Annotated in this window: 21 protein-coding genes and 1 tRNA gene; 15 read left to right on the top strand and 7 right to left on the bottom strand. The window is 65.2% G+C overall.

Going from position 1 to position 16,273, the window contains the following annotated elements; translation table 11 throughout:
* The first annotated feature begins 201 nt into the window (after positions 1–201).
* The 10 genes from sdhC to IE126_RS08575 all read left to right on the top strand — a co-directional run bounded on the left by sdhC (position 202) and on the right by IE126_RS08575 (position 6,962).
* Positions 202–585 carry a succinate dehydrogenase, cytochrome b556 subunit gene (sdhC, locus tag IE126_RS08530; RefSeq protein WP_108128443.1) on the top strand — a complete coding sequence of 128 codons (384 nt, stop codon included), beginning with the start codon at positions 202–204 and terminating at the stop codon, positions 583–585.
* Between the two features lie 10 nt (positions 586–595).
* Positions 596–967, top strand: coding sequence for a succinate dehydrogenase, hydrophobic membrane anchor protein (gene sdhD, locus IE126_RS08535; protein WP_054304068.1), 372 nt, complete (start codon positions 596–598; stop codon positions 965–967).
* Between the two features lie 10 nt (positions 968–977).
* Positions 978–2,780: a succinate dehydrogenase flavoprotein subunit gene (sdhA, locus tag IE126_RS08540; RefSeq protein WP_189380715.1), complete on the top strand. Its 1,803-nt coding sequence runs from the start codon at positions 978–980 to the stop codon at positions 2,778–2,780.
* A gap of 134 nt (positions 2,781–2,914) precedes the next feature.
* Entirely contained in the window at positions 2,915–3,229 is a 315-nt protein-coding gene (locus IE126_RS08545) for a hypothetical protein (RefSeq protein WP_054304070.1), read from the top strand.
* 5 nt (positions 3,230–3,234) lie between these two features.
* Complete coding sequence (locus IE126_RS08550; RefSeq protein WP_054304103.1) at positions 3,235–3,522, top strand: hypothetical protein; 288 nt, start codon at positions 3,235–3,237, stop codon at positions 3,520–3,522.
* A gap of 3 nt (positions 3,523–3,525) precedes the next feature.
* The gene (locus tag IE126_RS08555; RefSeq protein WP_054304071.1) at positions 3,526–4,302 is read left to right on the top strand and encodes a succinate dehydrogenase iron-sulfur subunit; all 777 of its coding nucleotides are present in this window, start codon (positions 3,526–3,528) and stop codon (positions 4,300–4,302) included.
* On the top strand, positions 4,299–4,598 hold the full coding sequence (locus tag IE126_RS08560) for a hypothetical protein (RefSeq protein WP_189380716.1): 300 nt from the start codon (positions 4,299–4,301) through the stop codon (positions 4,596–4,598). The genes IE126_RS08555 and IE126_RS08560 overlap by 4 nt, the downstream gene beginning before the upstream one ends.
* A gap of 16 nt (positions 4,599–4,614) precedes the next feature.
* Positions 4,615–5,805 carry an APC family permease gene (locus IE126_RS08565; RefSeq protein ID WP_189380717.1) on the top strand — a complete coding sequence of 397 codons (1,191 nt, stop codon included), beginning with the start codon at positions 4,615–4,617 and terminating at the stop codon, positions 5,803–5,805.
* A gap of 3 nt (positions 5,806–5,808) precedes the next feature.
* Complete coding sequence (locus tag IE126_RS08570; protein WP_082401096.1) at positions 5,809–6,003, top strand: hypothetical protein; 195 nt, start codon at positions 5,809–5,811, stop codon at positions 6,001–6,003.
* 95 nt (positions 6,004–6,098) lie between these two features.
* Entirely contained in the window at positions 6,099–6,962 is an 864-nt protein-coding gene (locus IE126_RS08575) for an urea carboxylase-associated family protein (RefSeq protein ID WP_189380718.1), read from the top strand.
* Positions 6,963–7,021: 59 nt separating this feature from the next.
* Here IE126_RS08575 and IE126_RS08580 read toward each other — a convergent pair whose 3' ends face one another.
* Positions 7,022–7,996, bottom strand: a complete 975-nt coding sequence (locus tag IE126_RS08580) for an aldo/keto reductase (RefSeq protein ID WP_189380719.1) — start codon at positions 7,994–7,996, stop codon at positions 7,022–7,024.
* A 53-nt stretch (positions 7,997–8,049) separates the two neighbouring features.
* On the bottom strand, positions 8,050–9,369 hold the full coding sequence (locus IE126_RS08585; RefSeq protein WP_108128436.1) for a serine hydroxymethyltransferase: 1,320 nt from the start codon (positions 9,367–9,369) through the stop codon (positions 8,050–8,052).
* Positions 9,370–9,461: 92 nt separating this feature from the next.
* On the opposite strand from IE126_RS08585, the gene IE126_RS08590 reads away from it, so the two are divergent.
* The gene (locus IE126_RS08590) at positions 9,462–10,328 is read left to right on the top strand and encodes a LysR family transcriptional regulator (protein ID WP_189380720.1); all 867 of its coding nucleotides are present in this window, start codon (positions 9,462–9,464) and stop codon (positions 10,326–10,328) included.
* A 71-nt stretch (positions 10,329–10,399) separates the two neighbouring features.
* Here IE126_RS08590 and deoD read toward each other — a convergent pair whose 3' ends face one another.
* The 4 genes from deoD to IE126_RS08610 all read right to left on the bottom strand — a co-directional run bounded on the left by deoD (position 10,400) and on the right by IE126_RS08610 (position 13,030).
* Positions 10,400–11,104, bottom strand: a complete 705-nt coding sequence (gene deoD, locus IE126_RS08595; protein ID WP_108128434.1) for a purine-nucleoside phosphorylase — start codon at positions 11,102–11,104, stop codon at positions 10,400–10,402.
* A 76-nt stretch (positions 11,105–11,180) separates the two neighbouring features.
* On the bottom strand, positions 11,181–11,552 hold the full coding sequence (locus tag IE126_RS08600) for a DUF6455 family protein (RefSeq protein WP_158640683.1): 372 nt from the start codon (positions 11,550–11,552) through the stop codon (positions 11,181–11,183).
* Positions 11,553–11,645: 93 nt separating this feature from the next.
* Positions 11,646–12,290, bottom strand: coding sequence for a GntR family transcriptional regulator (locus IE126_RS08605; RefSeq protein WP_054304080.1), 645 nt, complete (start codon positions 12,288–12,290; stop codon positions 11,646–11,648).
* Positions 12,291–12,337: 47 nt separating this feature from the next.
* Positions 12,338–13,030: a M48 family metallopeptidase gene (locus IE126_RS08610; RefSeq protein ID WP_189380721.1), complete on the bottom strand. Its 693-nt coding sequence runs from the start codon at positions 13,028–13,030 to the stop codon at positions 12,338–12,340.
* Between the two features lie 151 nt (positions 13,031–13,181).
* On the opposite strand from IE126_RS08610, the gene IE126_RS08615 reads away from it, so the two are divergent.
* From IE126_RS08615 to IE126_RS08625, 3 genes are all read left to right on the top strand, one after another.
* Positions 13,182–13,514: a TIGR02300 family protein gene (locus IE126_RS08615; protein WP_054304104.1), complete on the top strand. Its 333-nt coding sequence runs from the start codon at positions 13,182–13,184 to the stop codon at positions 13,512–13,514.
* A gap of 117 nt (positions 13,515–13,631) precedes the next feature.
* Positions 13,632–13,707, top strand: a tRNA-Ala gene (locus IE126_RS08620).
* Positions 13,708–13,875: 168 nt separating this feature from the next.
* Positions 13,876–14,415 carry an AAA family ATPase gene (locus IE126_RS08625; RefSeq protein ID WP_189380722.1) on the top strand — a complete coding sequence of 180 codons (540 nt, stop codon included), beginning with the start codon at positions 13,876–13,878 and terminating at the stop codon, positions 14,413–14,415.
* A gap of 132 nt (positions 14,416–14,547) precedes the next feature.
* Here IE126_RS08625 and IE126_RS08630 read toward each other — a convergent pair whose 3' ends face one another.
* A complete protein-coding gene (locus IE126_RS08630; protein ID WP_108128431.1) occupies positions 14,548–15,444 on the bottom strand; it encodes a LysR family transcriptional regulator in 897 nt (298 codons plus the stop codon).
* Positions 15,445–16,003: 559 nt separating this feature from the next.
* Between IE126_RS08630 and IE126_RS08635 the strand changes: the two genes are divergently transcribed.
* Positions 16,004–16,270 (top strand): hypothetical protein, encoded by a 267-nt coding sequence (locus tag IE126_RS08635; protein WP_054304085.1) that lies wholly within the window; start codon positions 16,004–16,006, stop codon positions 16,268–16,270.
* Positions 16,271–16,273: the final 3 nt, after the last annotated feature.

Raw genomic sequence — 16,273 nt, forward strand, 5'->3', positions numbered from 1 at the left:
TCGCCACACCCCGCGCGATTGCGTGATCACAGCTGAAAAAAACGTGATCACAAATTGCAAATATTCGGGGTTGATAGCGGAAACGGCCCCCTAAACAGCCGATTGCCCGCGTGACTTGCGCGAAAAACGCGCTATTGAACAACAGGAAATCCTGCCAGTGCGCGACGCTCGGGCCGCGCCAAGCGACAGAGGGACAATACCATGGCCGAAGCAAAGCGGGTCGAGCGCCCCCTTTCCCCCCATCTGCAAATCTACCGTCCGCAGCTGACCTCGATCACCTCGATCCTGACGCGGATCACCGGCAACGGGCTGATCGTCGGCACGCTGCTGGCGGTCTGGTGGCTGCTCGCCGCCGCCGTCAGCCCCGAATATTTCGCCTTCGCCGATGCGGTGGTGACCTCGTGGTTCGGCGATCTGGTGTTCTTCCTGTCGGCCTGGGCGCTCTGGTATCACTACCTCGCCGGGCTGCGGCACCTTTACTACGATGCGGGCAAGGGGCTCGACATCCCGACCGCCGAAAAGCTGGGCTGGGCCTGCATCATCGGCTCGGTCGTCCTGACCGTCATCACCGTCATTCTGGTCTGAGGAGGCAGCCATGCGTTACCTGACCGCCCGCAAGCGCGCCGAGGGCAAGGGCGCCGCCCATACCGGCACCGAGCATCACTGGTACATGCAGGTCTCGGCCGTGGGCCTGGCCTTCATGATCCCGGTCTGGATGTATATTTTCGGCTCGACGCTGGGCAAACCCTATGAAGAGGTGCTTGAAACCTTCTCGCATCCGTTCCCGGCCATCCTGACCGGCCTCGTGCTGTTCGTCGGTATGCGCCACTTCGCCAAGGGCGCGCAGATGATGATCGAGGACTATGCGCGCGGCAGCATGAAGAAGGGCCTGATCATGCTGGCGATTTCGATTTCCTACGCGGTGATCGCGGTGGGCTTTTACGCCCTGGCCAAGATCGCGCTCTGAGAGGCTGAAGATGACTGCTTATCCTTACGAAGTTCACGACTATGACGTCGTGGTGGTCGGTGCCGGCGGCGCCGGTCTGCGCGCCACGCTGGGGATGGCCGAACAGGGCCTGCGCACCGCCTGCGTGACCAAGGTGTTCCCGACCCGCAGCCACACCGTCGCGGCACAGGGCGGCATTGCCGCCAGCCTTGCCAACATGGGCCCCGATAACTGGCAGTGGCACATGTATGACACCGTGAAGGGGTCGGACTGGCTGGGCGACACCGACGCGATGGAATACCTCGCGCGCGAAGCCCCGGCGGCGGTTTACGAGCTGGAACATTACGGCGTTCCGTTCAGCCGCACCGAAGAGGGCAAGATCTACCAGCGCCCCTTCGGCGGGCATACGACCGAGTTTGGCGAAGGCCCGCCCGTGCAGCGCACCTGCGCCGCCGCCGACCGCACCGGCCACGCCATCCTGCATACGCTTTATGGTCAGTCCCTGAAGAACAACGCGGAATTCTACATCGAATATTTCGCGCTGGACCTGATCATCACCGATGGCCGCTGCACCGGCGTGGTGTGCTGGAAGCTGGATGACGGCACGATCCACGTCTTCAACGCCAAGATGACCGTGCTGGCAACCGGCGGCTATGGCCGCGCCTATTTCAGCGCGACCTCGGCCCATACCTGCACCGGCGACGGTGGCGGCATGGTGGCCCGCGCCGGTCTGCCGCTGCAAGACATGGAATTCGTGCAGTTCCACCCGACCGGCATCTACGGTTCGGGCTGCCTGATCACCGAAGGCGCGCGCGGCGAGGGTGGCTATCTGACCAACTCCAAGGGCGAACGCTTCATGGAGCGTTATGCGCCGCACTACAAGGATCTGGCGCCGCGCGATTACGTCTCGCGCTGCATGACGCTGGAAATCCGCGAAGGCCGCGGTGTGGGTGCCGAGGGCGACCATATCCACCTGCACCTCAACCACCTGCCGCCCGCGACCCTGGCGGAACGTCTGCCCGGCATCTCGGAATCGGCAAAAATCTTCGCCGGTGTGAACGTGAACAAGGAACCGATCCCGGTTCTGCCGACCGTTCACTACAACATGGGCGGTATCCCGACGAACTACTGGGGCGAAGTCCTCAACCCGACCGCCGACAACCCGGATGCCATCTTCCCCGGTCTGATGGCGGTGGGCGAGGCGGGCTGCGCTTCGGTGCATGGCGCGAACCGTCTGGGCTCGAACTCGCTGATCGACCTCGTGGTATTCGGCCGCGCCGCTGCGATCCGCGCCGGACAGATCGTCGACCCGAAGGAACGCATCGCCCCGGTGAACAAGGTCGAGGTCGACAAGGCCCTGACCCGCTTTGACAGCCTGCGCAACGCCAATGGCGGCACGCCGACGGCCGAGCTGCGGCTTGAGATGCAAAAGACCATGCAGGCCGACGCCGCGGTGTTCCGCACCGAAAAGACGCTGGCCGAGGGCGAGGCCAAGATGACCGCGATCGCCGCCAAGCTGGGCGATCTGAAGGTCACCGACCGCAGCCTAGTGTGGAACAGCGATCTGATGGAAACGCTGGAACTGACCAACCTGATGCCCAACGCGCTGGCCACGATCTACGGCGCGAATGCCCGCAAGGAAAGCCGCGGGGCGCATGCCCACGAGGATTATCCGAACCGCGACGACGCGAACTGGCGCAAGCACACGCTGGCCCACGTTGATGGCAACCAGGTGACGCTCAGCTACCGTGCGGTGCATGTCGATCCGCTGACGACCGAGGCGGAAGGTGGCATCAGCCTGAAGAAGATCGCCCCGGCGGAGCGCAAGTTCTGATGGCACGGGCGCGCGATATCCTTCCCTGCCCGGACGGGCAGAGCGGCGGATTCCCGCGCGCCTCGCGGGCATGTGTCTCCCAACCGGCGGGCAGCGGGCTTAGGCTCGACGCACCGACGGAACGGAGAAACACCATGCCCCGCCTTGCCCTCGCCTGCCTTCTGCTTGCCGCCGCCTGCTCGCCGCAGGCCATGGCCGACAATGTGACCGCCCGCGCGGCACGGTCTGTCGTGGTGCCAGTGATGCAGAACTACATGGCAGCCCCGCAGGCCGAAACCGCCGCCGATTGCGTGATGGCCAATGCCAGCCCCGGCGAAATCCGGGCATTGGCGCGCGATGTCGGCACCCGCGCCGGCACGCTGACCGTGCAGAACGTGGCGACGATCCTGCGCCGCCCGGCCACCGCCGCCTGTCTGCGTGCGCGCGGCGTCGGCCCGGTTGCGGGGTGATGCCGATGCGGGCCGCGCTGATCCTTCTTGCGTTGCTGGCCGCCTGCGGCCCGGTCTCGCGAGAGGCGGCAGAGCGGTCCTGCTTCCGGCAGGCGCAACTGGCGGCCAAGCCGCGCGGCGAAATCGCGATGGGCGCCACCAGCGATGGCCCCGTGGCGCGCATGGAGATCGAGGTCTCGTCCGACTATCTGGCCGGGCGTGACCCCGCGCAGCTTTATGAAAGCTGCGTCTACAGACAATCCGGGCAGTTGCCGTCGCAACCGCTCTACTCCCGTCCCGATTGGAGAAACTAGCCAATGGTTCAGTTCACCCTGCCAAAGAACTCCAAGGTCCGCACCGGCAAGACCTGGCCGAAGCCGGAAGGCAAGAACATCCGCAAGTTCCAGATTTACCGCTGGAACCCCGATGACGGCGAAAACCCGCGTGTCGACACCTATTTCCTTGATATGGACAAGTGCGGCCCGATGGTTTTGGACGCGCTGATCAAGATCAAGAACGAGGTCGACCCGACCCTGACCTTCCGCCGCTCCTGCCGCGAAGGGATCTGCGGCTCCTGCGCGATGAACATCGACGGGATCAACACGCTGGCCTGCATCTATGGCCTGGACGAGATCAAGGGCGACGTGAAGATCTATCCGCTGCCGCATATGCCGGTGGTGAAAGACCTGATCCCCGACCTGACGCATTTCTATGCCCAGCATGCCTCGATCATGCCCTGGCTGGAAACCAAGACCAACACGCCGCAAAAGGAATGGCGGCAGTCGATCGAGGATCGCAAGAAACTCGACGGTCTTTATGAATGCGTGATGTGCGCCTCCTGCTCGACCTCGTGCCCGAGCTACTGGTGGAACGGCGACAAATACCTTGGCCCGGCCGCGCTGCTGCATGCCTATCGCTGGATCATCGACTCGCGCGATGAAGCCACCGGCGAACGGCTGGACCAGCTTGAAGACCCCTTCAAGCTCTATCGCTGCCACACCATCATGAACTGCGCCAAGACCTGCCCCAAAGGCCTGAATCCGGCGAAGGCGATTGCCGAGATCAAGAAGATGATGGTGGAACGCGCCGTATGACGGCGCCGGGCGACGGCCAGCCGTTGCCGCGCGTTGCATCGCCGGAAGAATTCGGCGATCTTTGCGCGGGGCTGGCCGATGCCCTGCATGCAAAGAACCGGATTGCGATAGGTGAATCGCAATTCGTCTGGCAGGTGGCCGATGCGCTGCGTCGCCTTGGCCGCTGCTTCGAAACCCATTACGACGATCCGGCGATCAGGGCTGCCTTTGGCAATGGCTGGGCCACAGGCTCCTTGCCCCGTGAAGAACGGGCTGCGGCGCTGTTCGCGCTGATCTACCCGCAGAAGCCGGCATGACGCCCGTATCCCCGCCATGCGCGACGACTTGCTGATCCTCACCGCCACCCTGGCCGGTCTTGGATTGCTGCTGTCGCCCGCCCTGCGCCGCGCGCACCTGTGGCGGGCCACCGTCACGCCACTCGCCTCGATCATCGGTTCGGGTTTTCTGGTGCTCGGCCCGATCCTGAATGACAGCTACGGCATGTGGGCGCCGCTGGTCATGCTGGCGCTTTGCGCCGGGGCCTGGGGCTTCGGCGCCACGATCCGCAACAATATCGCCCGGCTGGACAGCCATGGCCCGTTCACCGGCCCCGCTGCGACGCTGGAGCGCGCGGGCGGCTGGGCGCTGGCCTTTTCCTACATCGTTTCGGTTGCCTATTACCTCAACCTCTTCGGTGCCTTCGCACTGGGGCTGACCCCATGGTCGGACCCGGTCTTCGCCCGCGGCGTAACCACCGCCGTCTTCGCGCTGATCCTTGTCATCGGCTGGACCCGCGGCTTCACCGCGCTGGAACGGATGGAGCAATATTCGGTCAGCCTGAAGCTTGCCATCATCCTTGGCCTTCTGGTGGGGCTGGCGCTGTTCTTCGGCGCCAGGGCGCAGGCAGGCGACCTGATCCTGACACCGCCCAGCCTCTCGGGCTGGCAGGCGCTGACGCTTGGCTTCGGGCTGATCGTCACGGTGCAGGGGTTCGAGACCTCGCGCTATCTGGGCCGCGAGTATGACGCCGGCACCCGCATCCGCTCGATGAAGCTCGCGCAGCTGGCCGCAACGGCAATCTACATGGTCTATGTGCTGCTGCTGGTGTTCTCGCTGGCGCCGCCCGCAGGCAAGCTGACCGAAACCGCCATCATCGGCCTGATGGCGCAGGTCTCGCCCGTCCTGCCTGCTCTGTTGGTCGCAGCGGCGCTGGCGGCCCAGTTCAGCGCGGCGGTGGCAGATACGGCCGGTGCAGGCGGGTTGGCGGTGGAGCAATCGGGCGGGCGCATCCCGACCCGCGCCGCCTATGCGGTGCTCGTGCTCGCCGGGGTCGCGCTGACATGGGCGGCGGATGTGTTCCAGATCATCGCCTGGGCCTCGCGGGCCTTCGCGCTTTATTATGCGATCGAGGCCGCGCTGGCCGCCATAAGCCTCTGGCCGACCCGGCGACCGACCGCCACGGGCGCTGCCGCGCTGGCGGCTCTGGGCCTTGCCATCGCCATTTTCGGTCGTGCCGTGGAATAGATCATGCCGCTTCTCCTGCTTCTCCTCGCTATCGCCGTCTTCGGCTACATGTGGCTCTCGCGCCGGAACAGCACGCTGACCCGGCAATGCCGCTGGCGCGAACACCGGGCCGAGGGATTGTGGCGCTGCGCCGCCTGCGGCGCCACCTGCCAGCCTGCGAAGGGCACGCCCCGCGATTGCCTGCGCCCGAGGGGCTGAGCCTGTCCATGATCCCAGGACCGTCGAGAAAGCAGCGGCCCTTGACCCGTCGCGCCGGGCAAAGCAACCTGCCACCACCGCGCAGGAGACCCCGGATGAAGCCCGCCTACCCAGACCATAGCGCCCCCGCTGATGCCGATACCCGCCGCGCTATCGCGCCGGTGATCTGCTATCCAACGGAAACCCTGCCCATCCCCGATCTGGCCGCCTGTCGCGATGCCCGCGACGGGTGGACCCGCGTGGCCGAGGTTCTGGTGCCCGCCCGCGACGCCCGCTGTTTCGAGGTGCCCGCCGGGCATTTCTTCCGCATCCGCAGCGTCGAGGGGCCTCAGGTCGGTGACCTGAACCTGTGGAACGCCGTCAATCTGGCCGAGCGGTTCTATTCCGGCAAGACCCGCGCGCTGCATGGCACGCATCTTTCCACCGGCGACCGGATGTGGACCAGCCATCCCTACCTGCGCCCTATGGCCACGATTACCGATGACACGCTGGACTGGTATGGGTTCGACACCTTCGGTGGCTCAGTCCACGACGTGATCGGCACGCGCTGCGATCCCTATACCCACAACCTGCTGAGTCATGGCGGACAGTATCACCATTGCTGCCATTCCAACCTGACCCGCGCACTGGCCGATGCGCGCGGGCTCTCGCTGGCCGAGGCCGAGAGCCATGTGCATGATGTGCTGAACGTCTTCATGTGCACGGGCTTCACCCGTGACACCGGACAATATTTCATGAAAGCCTCGCCGGTGCGGCCAGGCGATTATCTTGAATTCTTCGCAGAAATCGACCTGCTGGGCGGGCTGTCGGCCTGTCCCGGGGGCGATTGTTCGGCCGAGCATTCGTCAGATACCGCCACCTGCCATCCGCTGCTGGTCGAGGTCTTCCGTCCCAAGGCCCCTCCCGCGGGCTGGGTCAGCCCGCCCGTCAACGGCTACGACCGCAGTCACGGGCGGTGAGAGCGCGGGGGCGGTCTGCCCCCACCGAGAAGATTTCGGGACAGAGAATAACCTCCGCGTCAGCAGTAGCGCTCGATGGCCAGAAGCTGATGATCGCCATAACGGTCCCCGGCGGCGAAGCCTGCGGGCAGCAGAGCTTCGATTTCAGCGCGGTCAGCGGCGGTCAGATCGGGCAGCGGCAGCCATTCGCGCAGGCGGTCTGCCCGGCGCGTGCCGGGGATCGGCAACACATGATCGCCCGCACCCATCGCCCAGGCCAGCGCCGTGGCTGGCACTGACCAGCCGCGCGCCTTGCACCAGTTGCGGAAACGGTCGATCCGGGCGGTGTTGCGACTGAAGTTCGGCTCGGTAAAGCGCGGGTTCTGCGCGCGAAACCCGTCCTGCACCTGATCATGGCGCAGCGGGGTCTCGCCCAGCATACCGCGCGCCAGTGGCGAGAAGGCGACGAAAGTCGTTCCCAGACGCGCGCATTCCTGGATCAGGCCCAGTTCTGGCTGGCGGCTCCACAGCGAATATTCGTTCTGGACGGCGGTGCAGGGATGGATCGCGTGCGCCGCGCGCAGGGTCTCGGGCGCCACTTCCGACAGGCCGTAGCCACCGATTTTGCCCTCGGTCTCCAGATCCCGCAGCGTGCCGATCACCTCGGCCAGCGGGCGCGTATGTTCGCGACGGTGGATGTAAAAGAGATCCACCCGTTCGACCCCGAGCCGTTTCAGCGAGGCCTCGAGTTCCGTCCGCAGATGGCCCGCCGAATTGTCGATCCGGCGCGGCGGGCCATTCACGATACTGGCCTTGGTGGCGATCACCAAATCGGGGCGGCGCGAGGCGAGCCATTTGCCGATGACCGTCTCGCTGACGCCCATGCCGTAGATATTGGCGGTGTCGATAAAATTGATACCGGCCTCAACCATTGCGTCGAGGCAGGCGAGGCTTTCTGTCTCGGTCGTCGGGCCGAAAATGCCACCGAATGACATGGCGCCGAGGCCGATGGCCGAAACCATCGGCCCCCGCGATCCGAGTTTGCGCATCTGCATGAGGAGGTCCTTTCTCAAAGGGGACCGCAGTCAACACGCGCGAATCGGAACGTTCAAGGGTGGATGTAATGCACCCCGGTGAATTTCTTGCGCATCTCGGCAGTGCGGGGGGCCAGCGCCGCCGGATCATTGCCGCGCAGCGCCTCGGCGATCAGCGTCGCCAGCGCGGGGGCATCAGCGGGTGTGACGCCGCGGCGAACCAGTTCCGGCGTGCCAATGCGCAACCCGTTCAGATCGCCCGGCACCTCTGGCAATGGCAGGCCGATGCCGCAGGCGAGGAAGCCCGCCTTGCGCAGCACTTTCGACGCCGCCTGACCGCCGCCGAAAGCCGCCGCCTCGACAGCAAACTGGTGGCTCTGGGTCATGCCCTGCGCCGCACCGAAAACCGGCAGGCGCTGCGCCGCCAATTCGCCCGCCAGCGCGCGGCTGAGGTCAACCATCGCCTGCCCATAGGCCGCGCCAAAATCGCGCCAATCGAGCAGGCTGATCGCCAGCGCCGCCGATTTGGCGGCATCGAAATTCGCGGTCAGGCCGGGAAAGGCGATCTGGTCCAGTCGCCCGGCGATTTCGGCGTCATTGGTTACGATCAGCCCGCCCGCCGGACCGCCGAGGCTTTTGTAAGTGCTCATCGTCATCAGATGCGCGCCCTCAGCCAGCGGATTGGCCCAGACACCGCCCGCGATGATGCCGCATTGATGCGCCGCATCGAACAGCACCCTGGCGCCCACCTTGTCGGCAATCGCCCGGATCTCGCGCACCGGATGCGGGAACAGGTTCAGGCTGCCACCGATGGTGATGATCTTCGGCTTCACGCGCAGCGCCAGCGTCTCCAGCGCGTCAAGATCAACGGTATAGCCATCGGCATTCACCGGCGCGGCATGGGTGTGAAGGCCATAAAGCCCGGCGCAGCCCGCCTTGTGATGGGTAACATGACCCCCCACTGCCGGCGGCGGCGCGATGATCGCATCGCCTGGCTGCGCCAGCGCCATGAAACCGTAAAGATTGGCCAGCGCACCCGAGGCCACGCGGATCTCGGCATGGGTCGCGCCAAAGACCTCTGCCGCGAGTTCAGCCGCGATGACCTCTATTTCCTCAATCGCCTCCAGCCCCATTTCGTATTTGTCGCCCGGATAGCCCAGCGAGGGGCGGGAGCCGAGGCCCCGCGCCAGTGCCGCCTCTGCCTTCGGGTTCATCACATTGGTGGCGGGGTTCAGGTTGAAGCATTCCGTATCGTGGATGACACTGTTGCGGGCAATCAATGCCTCGATCCGGTCTGCCACCGCGTCAGAAGGCGCTCGGACGGCAGCGGCGAGGCGTTGGATATGATCCTCGCAGGCGGCGGGAACCCAGGGGCGGCGGGCAAGGTGGGGCATGGCGATCTCCTTTTGACGCAGCAAAACGCAGGAGTTCCTTGCGGGCAAACCAGTTTTGCGAAAATCTAGGGTGAGGAAATCTGAGCCTTGCCATGCCCGTCTCCCCACCCCGCCCTGCGGATCTGCCATTAACCGCCCTGCGCGCCTTCGAAGCCGCCGCCCGGCTGGGCGGATTTACCGCTGCGGCGCTGGAACTGGGTGTGACGCCAGGTGCGGTCACCGCCCATGTGAAGGCGCTGGAGGCGCGGCTGGGCGCGCGGCTGTTCACGCGCGGGCCGAAGGGGGTGGAGCTCACAGCCCCTGGCGCGCGGGTGCTGCCTGAATTCACCGCCGCTTTCGATGCGCTGGGGCTTGCTGTGCACCACCTTCGGGCCGAAGCCGCGCCGAAGATCGTGCATATCGCCACCCTGCCCGCTCTGGCCCAACTGTGGCTGTCGCCCCGGCTGCCGGGGCTTCGGGCGCGGATGCCGGGTGTCGAAATCTCCATCACCGCGATGGAGGCCCCGCCCAACCTGAAACGCGCGCCCTATGACCTGAGCCTGTTTCCGGGGAAAGAAGGCTGGCTGGTGGCAGAGGAGGACATCTTTCCGGTCTGCGCACCGCAACTGGCGGCACGGCTGACACGACCCGAGGATCTGGCGGTCCTACCCTGTCTGATCGACAGCGCCTGGGCAGAGGACTGGCGGATCTGGGCTGCCGTCGCGATGCCTGACACCGCCTTTCGCCCGCGTGGCCCGGTGTTTTCGCTCTATGCGCTGGCGGTGGAAGAGGCGGCAAATGGCGCGGGCGTGCTGATGGCGCATGGATCGCTGGTCGCCGGGCATCTGGCGCGCGGTCAACTGGTGGCTCCGCTGCCGCAGCGGGTGCGCCTGCCCACGGCGCTGCGCCTGTGGTCGGCGCGGTCGCTGAAGCCCGGCCACCCGGCAGAGCGGGTCGCGCGGGCCCTTCGGGCACCCTGAGGCACCAGCCCCGCGCAAATTCCTTCCTCAAGGAATTTGCAAGAGTTTTAAGGAAAACTCTTGCGTCGCGCTCAGGCGAAGGCGGCGGTCAGGGCGATGTCGACCATATCGCCGAAGCTCTGCTCACGCTGGTCCGACGGCAGCGCCTCATGCGTCAGCAGGTGGTCCGAGATGGTCAGCACTGCCAGCGCGCGCCGGCCATAGCGGGCGGCGAGGATATAAAGCTCCGCCGCCTCCATCTCCACCGCCAGCACGCCATGGCGCTGCATCTGTTCGTTCAGGTCTGGCCGTTCGTCATAAAAGGTGTCGGAGGAATAGATCTGCCCGGCATGCAGACCGATCCCCTTGCCCTGCCCGGCCTCCCACGCGGCTTTCAACAGCCCGAAATCCGCGGTCGGCGCATAGTTGAGTTCGCGAAATATCGTGCTGGAGGGCGTGCCCGTGGTGCAGGCCGACATCCCCAGCACCACATCGCGCACTTTCACATGCGGCTGCATGCCCCCGGCTGAGCCAATGCGGATCAGCGTCTGCGCCCCGTAATCGCGGATCAGCTCGTTAACGTAGATTGACAGCGACGGCATGCCCATGCCGGTGCCGTGGATCGTCACGCGATGCCCGTTCCAGGTGCCGGTATAGGCCAGCATTCCGCGCACCTCGTTCACCAGAACGGCATCCTTGAGAAAGGTCTGTGCCGCCCAGCGGGCGCGATAGGGATCGCCCGGCAACAAGACGGTTTCGGCAATATCGCCTGGTTTGGCTCCGATATGGATGGTCATGCACGTTTCTCCTGTCGTCCCCGGACTATAGCCGAGGACGCCACGAGGGGAAGGCCCCCGAACACCCGCCGCAGGGTCAGGCGGCGCGGACGGACTTCATCGCGGCACGATCCGCATAATCGCGGGCATTCGGGCAGAATCCGCAATCCTCGGGATGGGCCTGCGCTGCATGGGCCAGCGTGTCAGAACACTGACGCCGGGCACTGCAATGGCCGCAGGTCTGCACCATATCAAGATAGGTGGCATATTCCCGGCGAAGCTCGTCCATGCTCAGGCCGAAGATGCGGGCCATGGCCGCCATGCGCTGTTCGGTATCGGCGGGCGCGCTGGCGAAATCGAGGATCTGGTCACGGGTCATGCCCAGATCCGCCAGATCACGATCTGACATCGCCTCGATTTCCTGCAAGGCACGCCAGCGGGCGAAAAGGGCAAGCAGACGGTCACGCATGGGGGCCTCCATTCCGGGTTTGATCCGTCATAGGCCCAAGTCCCCGCAAGTGACTTGATCAGGGTCAAATCCACCCGCGAGTGTTGCGATACGTCAGCTGGCCAGATGCCGCAGACCTTGCGTCACATCGGTACGCACCGCCAGCCGCAGCGCCGGTTCGTCGCCCGCGCGCAGGGCGGCAAGGATCATGCGGTGATGTTGCGGGGGTTCGTTCCGGCGCAGGCGCGAATATAGCGCGCGCATCGTCGGCCCCAGTTGCAGCCACACGGTTTCCAGCATGGCCAGCATCGCTGGCGCCTGTGCCCGCAGATAGAGCGTGCGGTGAAATTCGAGGTTGGTACGGATGTAGGCCACCGAATCTTGCCGGGCCACCGCCTCGGCATTGGCGACGTTGATCGCCGTCAGCCGGTCAATCAGTGCGAAATGGGCGCGCGGCAGGGCGCGGGCGGCCAGTTCCGGCTCCAGCAGGGCGCGAATGGCCGCCAGTTCCTCGATCCGTTCCGGTCCGAGTTCGGGGGTCGCGACCCGACCGGACGACGAGAGCGTCAACGCCCCTTCCGCCACGAGCCGCCGCACCGCCTCGCGCGCGGGTGTCATCGACACGCCGTATTGCTTGCCGAGACCGCGCAGGGTCAGCGCCTGACCAGGAGCCAGTTCGCCATGCATCACCTGCGTTCGCAGGCTGCGGTAAAGCCGTTCATGGGCGGCGGCGGTATCGCTGGGTCGGGGCGTCTGCATGGTGGTCTCAGCGAAACACCCGCAGCGGGGCGGGGTCAATACCTCCGTCAGAAACGATAGGCATGCAGCACCTGCCCTTCGGTTTTCAGCCAGCGCCGGGGCGCCTGATAACCTGGGCAAAGCCGCGCCACCTCGGCCCAGAAGGCGTCGGAGTGATTCATCTCGGCCAGATGCGCCACCTCATGCGCGGCGACATAATCCAGCACAGCAGGCGGCGCGAGGATCAGCCGCCATGAATACATCAGCCGCCCGTCATGCGTGCAACTGCCCCAGCGCGACCGCGTGTCACGCAAGGTAAGGCTGCGGTAGGGTCGACCCAGCCGCCCTGAATACAGATCCGAGGCTGCTGCCAGCCGGTCTCGCGCGCGGTGTTTCAGCCAGGCCCCGAGCCGTTGCGGCAACTGCGCCCCCTCCCCCGGCACGAAAAGCGAATCATCCGCCAGCCGGATGGTTCGTCCCGGACCCGGCCGCAGCACCAGCCCCTGCCCCTCGACAGGGAAGACCGAGCCGAAGCGGATATCCCGCCCCTCGGGCACAGTGCGCAGCGCCCGGCGAATCCAGCCTTCCTGTTCCCGGGCGAAGGCCAGCGCATCCGATTCGCGCGCGCGCTGGGGCAGCGACAGCGTGACACGTCCGTCAAGCCGCGAGACACGCAGCGAAAACCGCCGCGTGCGCGCCGACCGGCGCAAAGTGATCTCGACCGGCGGCAGCGCGGGGTCGGAACTCGGCAGCAATGGCATGGACGCCTCTTGATTTTTTCCCAGAAGATAGCCAGATGGCCGCAGGGCGCAACCTTGGCAAAAGGTTTTGACAGCGCCGTCTCACTGTGGCATGGGCCAGCATTCGCTGGCTCAGCCGGCCGCCCTTATGGCCAGTTTCAAGGGAAATACCATGCCCAATGAAGAATGGGGGACGAAGCGCCTCTGCCCGACCACCGGGAAGCGCTTTTATGACCTGAACCGGACGCCGATCGTCAGCCCCTACACGGGCGAGATCGTGGATATCGAAAGCGCGCGGCGCAAACTCGCCGCCTCGACCGTCTCGCGCACGCCCGAGAAGGATGACGATACGCTGGTCGACGATCTGGATACCGATGACGATCTGCTGGAAGCCGGCGTCGGCAACGACGACGATCTGGACGATGATCTGCTGGAAGACGACGCCGACGACAATGTGTCGCTGGACGAACTGGCCGATGTGGCCGGGGACGAGGAAGACGTCTGAAAATTTGGTGCGGAGGGATGAATTTTCTGCTTGCAGCCCTCCGCGCCATCCCATAGATAGCCCGCATCGACGCGGTTCGGTCGCCCAGATCGAAAGTAAAACGCGAAGATACCCGGTGGGGTCATAGCTCAGATGGGAGAGCGCTTGAATGGCATTCAAGAGGTCGGGAGTTCGATCCTCCCTGGCTCCACCAAATAAACCGATACAAAATCAGAGTTGCGCGGCCTCTTTGAGGTGAGATGCTTCTGGTTTCATAGCGGCTTGTGCCGTTTCCTCCCAACCACCCATACCGCTTCGGTCCACGCACAGGGCGCGCTGATGGTGGCACTGCCCTTCCCCCTGTCAAACCCGAGGATGGCCCATGAGTGACCATTTCTTCGTCGTGACGGGCGGCCCTGGTGCGGGCAAGACCAGCCTGATCACCGAACTCGCCCGCCGCGGCTTTCATACGGTTCCCGAAGCCGGTCGCGCGATCATCCGCGCCGAGATGCAATCCGGCGGCAGCGCCCTCCCCTGGGCAGATCGCGTCAGCTATGCCGAGAGGATGCTTCAGCGTGACCTCCACGCCCACCACACGGCACAGGGCCTTGCCGGGCCTGTGATCTTTGACCGGGCCATCCCCGATGTCCTGGGCTATCTGAGGCTCTGCGGGCTTACGCCGCCGCCCAGGCTTACGACGGCAGCCAAGGCAACCCGTTACAACCGCAGGGTTTTTCTGGCCCCGCACTGGGACGCGATCTTCACGCAGGATACCGAGCGCAGGCAAGGCCGCACCGAAGCCGAAGCAACCTGCGCAATCATGCGTGAAACCTACGCCGCACTCGGATACGAGATCACGGAACTTCCCCGCACCGATATCCGGCAACGCGCCGATTTCGTGGTCGGGCTGCTAACTTGCTGAACCACCGCCTTGCCTTTCAACCCGTTGCGAAAGGTTGCTTTTTCTTATGCGTTGAGTCGGGCTGATCCAGCTTGCCGGAGAAGCTGAGGATATTCCTCTCCTGCCGGATACAGGCTGCCCCCCCTGCTCGTATCACAGGCTGCGGCGCAGCACGGCTTCCATCCAGTCGGAAAACGCCGTCAGGCGCCGCATGGTTCGCAAGCTGCCGGGGAATAGCAGGTGCATCGGCATCGGCTCTGGCCGATGCTGGCGCAGGATCTCGACCAAGTCGCCCGAGGCAAGGTGCGCAGCTACGTCATAAGCCGGAATCTGGATTAGCCCCAGCCCCGCAAGCGCGCAGGCGATATAGCCCTCGGCGCTGTTGGCCGATACCCGCCACGGCATCGGACGTGACCGGGTCTGGCCTCCCTCCTGCCATTCCCAGTCCATCAACCGCCCGTTTGAAGGCGAGGCATAGGCAACCTGCCAATGCTGTTCGAGATCATCTGGTGACATCGGCAGACCGTATTCCGCCAGATAACCGGGGCTCGCGACATTGATCTGGGCAATCTCCCCCACCCGCCGGGCGCGCAGGCCGGAATCGCGCAGCGGCCCCACGCGCAGGGCAATGTCCACCCGTTCGCCGACCAGATCGACTGCACGGTCCGTCATCCCCAGCTCGACCCGGATGCCCGGCCACAGCGCCAGAAACTCCGGCAGAGCCGGGGCAAGGATCAGCCGCCCGATGCGGCCTGGCACATCGACGCGGATACGCCCCTCGATCCGGCGCGAGGCGGAGCGGAACATCGTCTCCAGTTCCTCGCTCTCGGCCAGAAAGACGAGGCAACGTTCGTAAAGCTCTGCCCCTTCGTCGGTGGGCGCGACCATCCGGGTCGTGCGGTTCAGCAGACGCGCGCCCAGTCTCGCCTCCAGCTCGGCAATCGCGGTCGAGACACTGGACCGCGGCATGTGCAGCGTATCGGCCGCACGGGTGAAGCTGCGGGTTTCGATCACGCGGGCGAAAATGCGATAGAGGTCGATCCGGTCCATTGTTCGAACATTCCGACAGGTGAAGTCAGGATCGCCGGATTTTTCGACGAGTTCCAGAATATAAATTGCAGATCCATGTTTAAGGTATAGCGAGTGGAATGCGTATTGAGCCCCTGCACCTCTCAACCGTCCGACGTGCAGGCCGGGCCGGAAGCAAGGGCCGCCCGCATGGCGGCCATGCTTCGCGGCTCAGGGCGGATCAGCGCGCCGAATGCGCTGTTCGCGGCAGGCAAGGCAGACGGCAACAGCGGCAAACCTTGCCAAAATCGGGGCACCCGTTCCGGCCCCCCTGCTCTCGTCCCCGAGGGCAGCGGGCGGGCGGAGCGGATGATCCCCGTCGACGGCGGCTTCACCGCGAGGTGACAACCCGTCTGGCCCGGCCTTCCCCAGAGGTCGGGCCGCTTTTCCTTCCCGCAGTCCTGTCAGGAACAGCTATCCGACCCGTCCGCAGAGTCTGATCAGGATATCACGCTCCGCCGAAGGCAGGGGCTTTACGGACCGGCGCAGTTCCGACCTACTGCGCAAAGACAAGGCGCGCCGACGCGCAAGGAGTGAACGGATGCATATGGTAATGGTGATTTTCGCGGGGCTGCTGCTTCTGGCGGTCTTTGCGCTGTTCGGGCGGCTCTGGGGCCATGACGCCGCCGGGATCGCCGTGGCGGCAAAATGGTTTGTCCCGGCCTGGGCTGGTGTCGCACTGGTCAACATGTGGGTTGGCGTCACCCGCGCCGGCTACACCCTGGCACAGGAACTGCCGATTCTGGCACTGGTCTTTGCCGTTCCGGCTGCAGTGGCCGCCCTCACCGCCTGGCAACTGAAAGGCTGATCC

The sequence above is a fragment of the Gemmobacter nanjingensis genome (genome assembly GCF_014652195.1).
GTDB lineage: Bacteria > Pseudomonadota > Alphaproteobacteria > Rhodobacterales > Rhodobacteraceae > Gemmobacter > Gemmobacter caeni.